This is a genomic window from Pseudomonas sp. F9001 (assembly GCF_013385435.1).
In the GTDB taxonomy this organism is placed as follows: Bacteria; Pseudomonadota; Gammaproteobacteria; order Pseudomonadales; family Pseudomonadaceae; genus Aquipseudomonas.
In genome coordinates this window covers 545391-554853 of the sequence record NZ_JACAPX010000011.1, presented here as the reverse complement: position 1 = coordinate 554853, position 9463 = coordinate 545391, and the positions used below count along the sequence as shown (strand labels likewise).

The 9463-nt window shown below is 62.2% G+C and carries 9 protein-coding genes; 4 read left to right on the top strand and 5 right to left on the bottom strand.

What is annotated here, in order from left to right; all coding sequences use genetic code 11:
* Window positions 1–213: 213 nt before the first annotated feature.
* Window positions 214–825, bottom strand: a complete 612-nt coding sequence (locus HX818_RS11510; RefSeq protein ID WP_087693858.1) for an LpxA family transferase — start codon at window positions 823–825, stop codon at window positions 214–216.
* Window positions 826–939: 114 nt separating this feature from the next.
* On the opposite strand from HX818_RS11510, the gene HX818_RS11505 reads away from it, so the two are divergent.
* Both HX818_RS11505 and HX818_RS11500 read left to right on the top strand, forming a co-directional pair.
* Window positions 940–1905, top strand: coding sequence for a threo-3-hydroxy-L-aspartate ammonia-lyase (locus HX818_RS11505; protein WP_177020112.1), 966 nt, complete (start codon window positions 940–942; stop codon window positions 1903–1905).
* A complete protein-coding gene (locus HX818_RS11500; protein WP_177020111.1) occupies window positions 1902–2279 on the top strand; it encodes a RidA family protein in 378 nt (125 codons plus the stop codon). The genes HX818_RS11505 and HX818_RS11500 overlap by 4 nt, the downstream gene beginning before the upstream one ends.
* A gap of 1 nt (window position 2280) precedes the next feature.
* Here HX818_RS11500 and HX818_RS11495 read toward each other — a convergent pair whose 3' ends face one another.
* On the bottom strand, window positions 2281–2907 hold the full coding sequence (locus tag HX818_RS11495) for a transcriptional regulator (protein WP_003212543.1): 627 nt from the start codon (window positions 2905–2907) through the stop codon (window positions 2281–2283).
* A 57-nt stretch (window positions 2908–2964) separates the two neighbouring features.
* Here HX818_RS11495 and HX818_RS11490 point away from each other — a divergent pair, with 57 nt between their 5' ends.
* The gene (locus HX818_RS11490) at window positions 2965–4074 is read left to right on the top strand and encodes a DSD1 family PLP-dependent enzyme (RefSeq protein ID WP_177020110.1); all 1110 of its coding nucleotides are present in this window, start codon (window positions 2965–2967) and stop codon (window positions 4072–4074) included.
* Window positions 4075–4224: 150 nt separating this feature from the next.
* Window positions 4225–5145: a pyridoxal-phosphate dependent enzyme gene (locus tag HX818_RS11485; RefSeq protein WP_177020109.1), complete on the top strand. Its 921-nt coding sequence runs from the start codon at window positions 4225–4227 to the stop codon at window positions 5143–5145.
* Window positions 5146–5259: 114 nt separating this feature from the next.
* Here the strand turns inward: HX818_RS11485 and HX818_RS11480 are convergent, their stop codons facing one another.
* Genes HX818_RS11480 through HX818_RS11470 form a run of 3 tightly spaced genes read right to left on the bottom strand, consistent with a single transcriptional unit; the run spans window position 5260 to window position 9427 of the window.
* Complete coding sequence (locus HX818_RS11480) at window positions 5260–6870, bottom strand: GMC family oxidoreductase (protein ID WP_177020108.1); 1611 nt, start codon at window positions 6868–6870, stop codon at window positions 5260–5262.
* A gap of 27 nt (window positions 6871–6897) precedes the next feature.
* On the bottom strand, window positions 6898–8115 hold the full coding sequence (locus HX818_RS11475) for a mandelate racemase/muconate lactonizing enzyme family protein (protein WP_008432553.1): 1218 nt from the start codon (window positions 8113–8115) through the stop codon (window positions 6898–6900).
* A gap of 1 nt (window position 8116) precedes the next feature.
* Window positions 8117–9427, bottom strand: a complete 1311-nt coding sequence (locus HX818_RS11470) for a nitrate/nitrite transporter (protein ID WP_177020107.1) — start codon at window positions 9425–9427, stop codon at window positions 8117–8119.
* Window positions 9428–9463: the final 36 nt, after the last annotated feature.

Here is a 9463-nt window from a genome sequence, read left to right as displayed (position 1 = left end):
GCCGTGTAGGCCGCTGTGCTCTTGCTTTTGATTTTGATCTGGCTCTGACTGCCCCAATAAGCCCGAGCCACAGCGAGGCGCCGACAGGCGGGGCAGAGCCCTGTGCTTACTTTGGGCTGGGCCGGCATTCCGGCTTTTCCAAAGCGAGTCGCTGTAAGAGCGAAACCATAAGCAGCCGTTACTCAACTAACGGATATGTACACCAAAAACCCCCTACCCCTCACAATCGAAAACCTCCCCACGCCTAACCACACTACCCGCCGCAAGCACCGCTCCCGGTGCCAACACACCATTGGCTCCAACCCGCGACTGATCCCCAAGCAGCGCGCCAAACTTGTCACAGCCGGTGCGCTGCAACTGCCCGTCAATGCGCACCTGCACTTCCTTGTCGTCACGCTCGTTCCGGTAGTTGGCCACGATACTGCCGGCTTCCAGGTTAACCCCGCGGCCCAATACCGAATCACCGACAAAGTTGAAATGCGCCAACTTGCTGCCGCTGAAGACAAAGGACGTCTTGAGCTCGGCACCCGGTCCGAAGATGCAATATTCATCCACCCAGCAACCGCCGCGAAGGTAGGCACCGGCAGCGATAAAACAGTGGGCGCCGATGATCAGCGGCGCTTTCAAAACAGCGCCCGCCTCCACGACCGCAGTACGGTGCACGGCAATCTCGTCATGAATCTCATAGTCATCATCAGAAAGCCCCGCCAGCAATTTGCGAACGATTTCCGGCGCCTGGGTCACCAACTCCCACGGCGCAAGATCCACCCAGGGTGCCAGCGGCGAACGGGAAAAATCAGCGATGTAATCGGTCAGTCGAATCAACGTCGAGCCCTCTACAGATCAGAGAAGCCCGAAACGCTAGCATGAAATGCAACTTTACAGTTTGTATAGATATGGATATTTTATCCATCCAACGACATTCGAGAGGTCCCTCCCATGCCACCGTCTTCCTACCATGACGTAATCAAAGCCGCCGAGCGCCTGGAAGGCTTCGCCCACCGCACGCCGGTGTTCACCTCGCGTACCCTCGATGCCGAGACCGGCGCTCAGGTGTTTATCAAGTGCGAAAACCTGCAACGCACCGGCTCGTTCAAGTTTCGCGGCGCCTTCAATGCGCTGTCGCGTTTTGATGAGCAGCAGCGCAAGGCTGGCGTCGTGGCGTTTTCCTCGGGTAATCATGCGCAAGGCATCGCGCTGGCCGCCCGGTTATTGCAGATGCCGGCCACCATCGTGATGCCCACCGACGCCCCCGCCGCGAAGGTCTCCGCTACCCGGGAATACGGTGCAAGCGTGGTGTTCTATGACCGCATCACCGAAGACCGCGAGCAGATCGGTCGCACACTCGCCGAGCAACACGGCATGACCCTGATCCCCTCTTTCGACCACCCGGACGTGCTGGCCGGCCAGGGCACTGCCGCGAAGGAGCTGCTGGAGTTCACCGGCCCGCTGGACGCGCTGTTTGTCGGCCTGGGTGGTGGCGGCATGCTCTCCGGCACCGCGCTGGCCACCCGTGCGCTGGCGCCCGATTGCCTCTTGTACGGGGTCGAGCCCGAAGCCGGGAACGACGGCCAGCGCTCCTTCCAGAGCGGCAGCATCGTGCACATCGACACGCCCGTCACCATCGCCGACGGCGCCCAGACCCAGCATTTGGGTCAGCACACCTTCCCGATCATTCGCGAGCAAGTCACTGACATTTTCACTGTCTCGGACGCCGAATTGGTGGCCTCGATGAAGTTCTTCATGCAGCGCATGAAGATGGTCGTGGAGCCCACCGGCTGCCTTGGCCTAGCGGCCCTGCGAAACCTCAAGCATCAGTTCCGGGGCCAGCGCGTGGGCGTCATCGTGACCGGCGGCAACGTCGACCTCCAAACGTATGCGCGGCTGCTGAGCGCTCCACAATGAACCTCATCCACACCCCCGCAGCCTCGGCGACTGCCGGTCACTACTCCCAGGCCGTAAGCCACCAGGGCACGCTGTACATCTCCGGTCAATTGCCGGTGAGCCCTGACGGGCGTCATAACCTCGAGGCTTCGTTTGCCGAACAGGCTCAAGTGGCCCTGGACAATCTGTTGGCGATTTTGAAGGCCGCAGGCGGCTCACCCGCAGACCTGGTGAAAGTCACGGTGTACGTGGTGGGGGTAAAACACTGGCCTGAATTTGATGGCTTGTACGCCGCTGCGCTGGGAGGTCACCGCCCGGCCCGCGCGGTGGTGCCGGTGCCGGAACTGCACCACGGCTATCTGATTGAAATCGAAGCCGTGGCGCGCTCGGCATAGGTCATTTGGCGTAGGTGTAGACCGCCGCCCGCGAGACCCCAAGGTGTGAGGCAACCGTTTCCATGGCACGCCGGATGTCCATCACGCCGGCTTCTTTCAGCTCTTGCATCAGCAGCCGCCGGTCGGCGGCCTTGAGGGCACGTGGGGTGGTCGCCAGGCGTGCGGCGAACTGGTCGATGCGTGCACGAATGGCGTCCGCACCGGACGGGTCGAGAGACTCGGCGGGCCGGTCGCCGCTGACCGAGCCGAACTGTTCCAGCATGCCCTGCAAGCCACGGAACAACGAGAGGTCGACGTTCATGCACAAGGCCGCCACGTACTTGCCGGTGGAGTCCTTGATGCCGATGGAAGTGCTCTTGACCTGACGCCCGTCGGCGAACTGGTTCTGGTAGTTGGCGATCACCTGCGGGTACTCGGGATCGGCAATCCGCGCCAGGCCCAGCTCGGTGGCCGGGTCACCCGGCTGCCGCCCGGAGAGGTTGTTGTGGATGGCCATGATTGCGTGCTGCGGGTCGCGCAGGTCGTGCAGCACGACCTCGCAAAACGGGCTGAAGGTCTTGCTCAGGCCTTCGGCAATCTGTTCGAGCTGGCTGATCAAGGCCGCTTGTTCGGGAGTGTGTTTTTTCATTCAGACAACATATCCAGTACTGGATAGACCGTCAATTTACCTTTTGGAGTGTGCACGATGGAAACCCCGACAGCTTTGCTGGATGTGAGCCGGATGCAGCGCAATATCCTGCGTATGCAGCAGCGTGCCGATGACTTGGGTGTGAGCTTGCGGCCCCATGTGAAGACCCATAAATGTGCCGAGGTGGTGGCGGCGCAAATCGCCGCCGGGGCCACGGGGATTACGGTTTCGACGTTGAAGGAGGCCGAGTATTTTTTCGACCTCGGCATTCGGGACGTTCTGTATGCGGTGGCGATGGCGCCGCATAAATTGCCTCAGGCGTTGGCGTTGCGTCGTCAGGGGTGTGCGCTGGAGCTGATCACCGACAGCCTTGCCGGGGCCCGGGCGATTGTCGAGTTTGGTGCGCTGCAGGGTGAGGTTTTTGCGGTGCTGATTGAGATTGACTGTGATGGGCACCGGTCCGGGGTGAAGCCTCAGGATCCGCTGTTGCTGGAGATCGCCAGGCTGCTGTATGGCGGCGGGATGCTTGCCGGGGTGTTGACTCATGCCGGGGAAAGTTACGGGCTGGATACGCCTGAGGCGTTGCGGGCGATTGCCGAGCAGGAACGGGCGCGCTGTGTTGCAGCGGCCGAGGTGATTCGGGGGGCGGGGTTGCCTTGCTTGCAGGTGAGTGTGGGTTCGACGCCCACGGCGCTGTCGGCGGTGAGCCTGGAGGGTGTGACTGAGCTGCGGGCCGGGGTTTATGCGTTTTTTGATTTGGTGATGCATAACGTTGGGGTGTGCCGCATTGATGAGCTGGCGTTGAGTGTGCTGACTACGGTGATCGGGCATCAGGTGGAAAAGGGCTGGATCATTACCGACGCGGGGTGGATGGCGATGAGTCGGGATCGTGGGACGCAGTCGCAGAAGCGGGATTTTGGTTATGGGCAGGTGTGTACCGAGGGTGGTGAGGTGATTGAGGGGTTGCTGGTGGGCAGCGCGAATCAGGAGCATGGGGTGGCTTGGTTCGACGGGGTGGCGGTGGATGTGGTTGAGCGTTTCCCGTTGGGCACGCGCCTGCGGGTACTGCCCAATCATGCGTGTGCCACCGGGACGCAATTTGGTAGCTACAGTGCGCTGCTGGGGAATGGCGAGGTGCGGGTGTGGGAGCGGTTGCGCGGTTGGTAGGTCGGGGGTTATCCGTTTCTTCGGTTAGGGCTGCGAACGCGGGAAGCCGGCAGGACTCGCTGCAAGAGCGAAACCATAGGTAGCCATGGCCTCTGGTGGCAGCCACGAGCTGAGGTAGGATGGCAGCCTCACCCAAAAGGAACTTGTGAAATGCTGCCGATTCGCACCCCGTTGATCCTGCACCCCGGCTTGTCCACCGCTACCCGGCGGGTCTGGCTGAAGCTCGAGAACCTGCAACCCTGTGGCTCGTTCAAGTTGCGCGGCATGACCACGCTGTGCGCCTACGCGGCGAGCCAGGGCAAGACCACGGTGGTATGCCCCTCCGGCGGCAATGCCGGGCTGGCCACGGCCTTCGCGGCGCGCGGCCTGGGGTTACAGGCGCGGATCGTGGTGCCGACCACCACCCCCGAAGCCACCCGCGCACGCATCCGCCAGGCCGGGGCCGAGGTGGTGGTGCACGGTGATCTGTGGGATCAATCCAATGAGCTGGCGCTGCAACTCTCCGAATCACCTGAGGCACTGTATGTGCCGGCCTTTGATCACCCGCTGTTGTGGGAAGGCCACAGCAGCATGATCGATGAGATTCTCGAGGACTGCCCTCAGGTGGGCGCCATCGTGACCTCGGTGGGTGGCGGTGGACTGCTCGCGGGCGTTCTGACGGGCCTGGAGCGTCATGGGCGGTTCGGCTGCAAGGTGATTGCGTGTGAAACGGCGGGCGCGGCTTCGTTTGCTGATGCCGTAGAGGCTGGAAAGCCAGTGCGGCTGGCGAAGATCGATACCGTGGCCAAGTCGTTGGCCGCGACCCAGGTGGCGGCGTGGCCGGTGCAGCATATCGGCAGGTTTGCCCATCAATGCGTGGTGTTGAGTGATGCCGACGCGATGATGGGCGTGGCGCGGTACGCCGATGATTTACGCCAGTTGGTGGAACCCGCATGTGGGGTTTCGTTGGCCGTGGCGTATCTGAAGCATGGGGCGATTGCCGGGATTGAGGATGTGGTGGTGATTGTGTGTGGTGGGGTAAGCATCAGTGCCGAAACGGTTGCCCAGTGGCAGAACACGGTCTCTCTATGATCGTTCCCACGCTCCGCGTGGGAACGCCGCCCTGGACGCTCCGCGTCTGCTCTTGAAGTCGTGACGCGTAGCGTCACAGGATGCATTCCCACGCAGAGCGTGGGAACGATCAATTCAGGCATCCTGCAGGATCAGATCCGCGCCCTTCTCCGCCACCATCAACACCGCCGCATGGGTATTGCCCGAGGTCACGTTGGGGAAAATCGACGCATCGACAATCCGCAGTCCTTGCATCCCGTGCACCTTCAGGCGCTTGTCCACCACCGACACCAGCGGGTCCGAGCCCATGGCGCAAGAGCCACACAGGTGATAGATCGAGCCGCTGTTCTCGCGGAAGTACTGCAGCATCTGCTCATCGGTTTGCACCGCCGGCCCCGGCAATACCTCGGCCACCGTCACGCCCTTGAGCGCCGGAGCCTGCATGATCTTGCGCATCAGCCGGCTGCCCTGGATCACCTCGTCGATGTCCTTTTGGGTGCTCAGGTAGTTGGGGTCGATCAAGGCCGCGTCCCGTGGGTTTTTCGAGGCGATGCGGATCGTCCCGCGGCTGGTAGGCCGGCACGGGTTGAAGCACAGCAGGAAGCCTGAATACGGCTCGGGCTTGAGGCTGGCCTTGTTGTTTTTCGGGATCTGGTACGACAGCGGGTTGAAGTACAGCTGCAGATTGGGGTGCGCCTGCCCTTCGTTGCCGCGAAAGAACCCGCCGGCCTGGTTGACGCTCATGGCCAGCGCGCCCTTGCGGGTCAGCAGGTATTTGAGGCCGAGTTTGAACTGGCCAAACAGCGAACTGAGCTGGTCGTTCAGGGTCGGGATATTGGCCTTGTAGTAATAGCTGGCGCACAGGTGGTCCTGCAGGTTCTGCCCCACCGCCGGCAGGTCCTTGACCAGCGGGATGTTGTGTTCGGCAAGCAGTTGCTTGTCCGCCACCCCCGACAGTTGCAGGATCTTCGGCGTATCCACCGCCCCGGCGCACAGGATCACTTCCTTGCGCGCGCTGAAGGTGCGAACCACGCCGTGCTGGGTCACGCTGATGCCGGTGGCGCGTTGTTGATCGTCGAACAGCACGCGGTCTACCAGCGCATGCAACTCCACGGTCAGGTTCGGCCTACCCAACGCCGGGTGCAGGTGCGCAAAGCTGCTGGAGCAGCGCTCACCGTTGCGGGTGTTGACGTCGTAGAGGCCCGCACCTTCGAAGTTCGGCCCGTTGAAGTCATCGCTCAGGCCATAGCCCAATTGCTCGCAGCCCTTGAGGAACACGTCGCAGATGGCGTGGGTCTGGCCCTTCATCGGGGTGATGCTGATGGGGCCGCTGCTGCCGTGGTATTCGGTGTCGCCCAGGGGGTGATTTTCCAGCTTGCGGAAGTACGGCAGCACGTCCTTGAAGCCCCAGCCGTCGTTGCCAGTAGCCGCCCAGTCATCGAAATCATGGGCCTGGCCGCGCACGTAGATCATGGCGTTGATCGAGCCGGAACCGCCCTGCACCTTCCCCCGCGGGGCATAGATGGCACGGTCGGCCAGCTGTTTTTGCGGCTGGCTGTAGTACATCCAGTTGAAGGTCGGGTTGTAGTACATCTTGGCGAAACCGACCGGGATCTTGAACCACCAGGAGCTGTCCTTGCCGCCGGCTTCCAGCAGCAATACCGAATGCTCGCCCGAGGCGGAGAGTCGGTTGGCCAGGACGCAACCTGCGGCGCCGGCGCCGGCGATGATGTAGTCGTATGTCATTCACGGTTACCGCATAAGTCGTTTTTTTTAGCCCTTGGCGGGCGAAGTGTCTTTCACGTCAGCAGGCGTGGGCGCCATTTGCAGGTGCAGCCGCTCGCCGGTGTACGGCGTGTGCTTGCGCACCACGTCCATGTTCAGCTCCACCCCAAGGCCCGGCTCGGTGGACGGGATGATGTAGCCGTCCTCCCATTGCAGCGGCTTGGTCAGCACTTCGGCATGGAAGCCGCCCCAGGTCATGATGCTTTCCTGGATCAGGAAGTTCGGCGTGCACGTGGCCAACTGGAAACTCGCCGCTGCGCCGATCGGTCCGTTGTACAGGTGCGGGGCGATCTGCGCGTAGTAGGCCTCGGCCATGCTCGCGATTTTCTTGGCTTCCAGCAGGCCGCCGCAGCGGGCCACGTTCATTTGCAGGATCGATGCACCACCGGCCTGCAAGAGCTTGAAGAACTCGTACTTGGTGGTCAGGCGCTCGCCGGTGGCGATGGGAATGCTGGTCTTCGCCGCGACCTGGGCCATGGCCTCTTCCTGGCCTGGTGGCACCGGTTCTTCGAACCACAGCGGGTCGTATTTCTCCAGGCGCTTGGCCAGGCGAATCGCCGACGACGGCACCATCTGCCCGTGGGTGCCGAACAGCAGGTCGCACTTGTCGCCCACCGCCTCGCGAATCTTGCGGCAGAAGGTTTCGCAGCGTTCCAGCACTTCCAGGGAGATCTGGTGGCCGGAGTACGCGGTGTACGGGCCTGCCGGGTCGAACTTCACGGCGGTGAAGCCCTTGTTCATGTTCTCGATCGCGCATTCGGCGGCCAGGTCCGGGTCGTCGTAGTCGTACTCGCCCTTGCTGTTGACCGGGTACAGGTAGGTGTAGGAACGCAGGCGTTCGTTGACCTTGCCCCCCAGCAACTCATAGACCGGTTTGTTGGCGGCCTTGCCGATGATGTCCCAGCAGGCCATTTCCAGGCCGCTGACCACGCCCATCATGGTCAGGTCGGGGCGCTGGGTGAAACCGCTGGAGTACGCCTGGCGGAAGAAGCGCTCGATATGGTGCGGGTCGTGGTTGAGCAGGTAGCGCTCGAACACGTCCTCGATGATCGGCAGCATGGCCTTGGGGCCGAAGGTGGCGGCGTAGATCTCGCCCACGCCTTCGATGCCGCAGTCGGTTTTCAGTTTGACGAACAGCCAGTACATGCCGCCGATGTGCGGCGGCGGTACGGCGACAATATGGGTTTCAAGGGCGACGATTTTCATCTCAGGCACCTGTCTGGTTGAATTTTTTACGATTGATCCGGGCGCGCAAGGTCAGGGCCGCGAGGGTCCCGAGCACGCCGATGAAGGCGATGTAGCCGAAGTACAGGTTGTAGCCGACCTGCCCCGGGTATGTGTCGGTGAGGTAGCCATTGATCAGCGGGATAAAGGTGTCCGGCAGGTAACCCACCACCGAGACGATGCCGATGGCCAGGCCGGTGATGCGCAGCGGGATGTCGCAGCTGTCGAGGATCGCCCAGTACAGGCCGCGAATCGCGTAGGTCATCAGGCCGATAAAGATCACCGTGCCGATCAGCAAGCCGAGGCTGCCAATGGCCGGGAACACGATCAGGCCGACCATCGCCAGGGTCACCAGCAGCAACGCGACGATCAGCACCGAGATGTTCGAAAACTTGTCCCCCAGCCAGCCGCCGCCGATCCCGCCGATGGGTCGCATCCACAACTTGATGGTGGTGATGGTGCCGGCCATCACGGCGGTCATGCCGCTGCCTTGCAGGTAATCGGAGAAGCTGTAGGTGGCCCAGAACATGTGGTAACCGCAGAACACGATGGCGGTCACCAGCCACAGCTCGGGGATTTTCACCAGGGTGGTGAGGTCGGCGATCAGGTTGAACTTGCCCTTCTCCACCGCCGCAGTTTCGGCCATGGACTTGGGATCCTTGAGCAGCACCAGCACACAACCAATGGCGATACACACGAACGAATACAGGTACACCACGTGCTTGAAGCCTTCGGCCGCAGTTTCGCTGCGGGTCTCGGTGGCGTAGGCGAAGAGCCCCAGGGCCACGGTCGCCAGCAAGGCTTCCACCAGGCCACGGCCGCCGTCGAGGATGCCGAAGAAGCGGCCCTGCTCACTGTGATGGGCGATCATCTTCACCCGCTTGAGCACCGAAGCCCAGAAGGTCAGGCCGGTGGTCAGGCCCCAGCAGCCGAAGATGATCATCAGGCCGGTCATCGACGGCACGGTGGAGTACCAGATACCCAGGGCCCCGGTGGCCACCAACGAAAAGAAGATCAGGAAGCGTGGCGGCAGGCGATCGGCCAACCAGCCGCTCGGCAGGTAGCTGAGCAGGAAGATCGTACCGAGCATCGAGTACAGATAACCCAGCTGGCTGTGGTTGATCTGGAACACCTCGAGCATGGTGGTCTGGTAGACCTGGCGCAGGTAGAGGATCGGGTAGATCGCCCCGGCAGCCAGTACCAGCAACATCAATTGGAAGTAGCGACTGGCTTTGTCGCTTTTAGCCGCGGACACGGCATCGAAACCCTGGGCAACGGGTGCAGGCTTGGACATCTTGTAGACCTCGAGCACCCACTGTGCAGGTGCCCC

Coding starts and splice junctions, on each gene's coding strand:
- HX818_RS11505 (WP_177020112.1), top strand. CDS start 940: ATGCCACCGTCTTCCTACCATGACGTAATCAAAGCCGCCGAGCGCCTG.
- HX818_RS11500 (WP_177020111.1), top strand. CDS start 1,902: ATGAACCTCATCCACACCCCCGCAGCCTCGGCGACTGCCGGTCACTAC.
- HX818_RS11495 (WP_003212543.1), bottom strand. CDS start 2,907: ATGAAAAAACACACTCCCGAACAAGCGGCCTTGATCAGCCAGCTCGAA.
- HX818_RS11490 (WP_177020110.1), top strand. CDS start 2,965: ATGGAAACCCCGACAGCTTTGCTGGATGTGAGCCGGATGCAGCGCAAT.
- HX818_RS11485 (WP_177020109.1), top strand. CDS start 4,225: ATGCTGCCGATTCGCACCCCGTTGATCCTGCACCCCGGCTTGTCCACC.
- HX818_RS11480 (WP_177020108.1), bottom strand. CDS start 6,870: ATGACATACGACTACATCATCGCCGGCGCCGGCGCCGCAGGTTGCGTC.
- HX818_RS11475 (WP_008432553.1), bottom strand. CDS start 8,115: ATGAAAATCGTCGCCCTTGAAACCCATATTGTCGCCGTACCGCCGCCG.
- HX818_RS11470 (WP_177020107.1), bottom strand. CDS start 9,427: ATGTCCAAGCCTGCACCCGTTGCCCAGGGTTTCGATGCCGTGTCCGCG.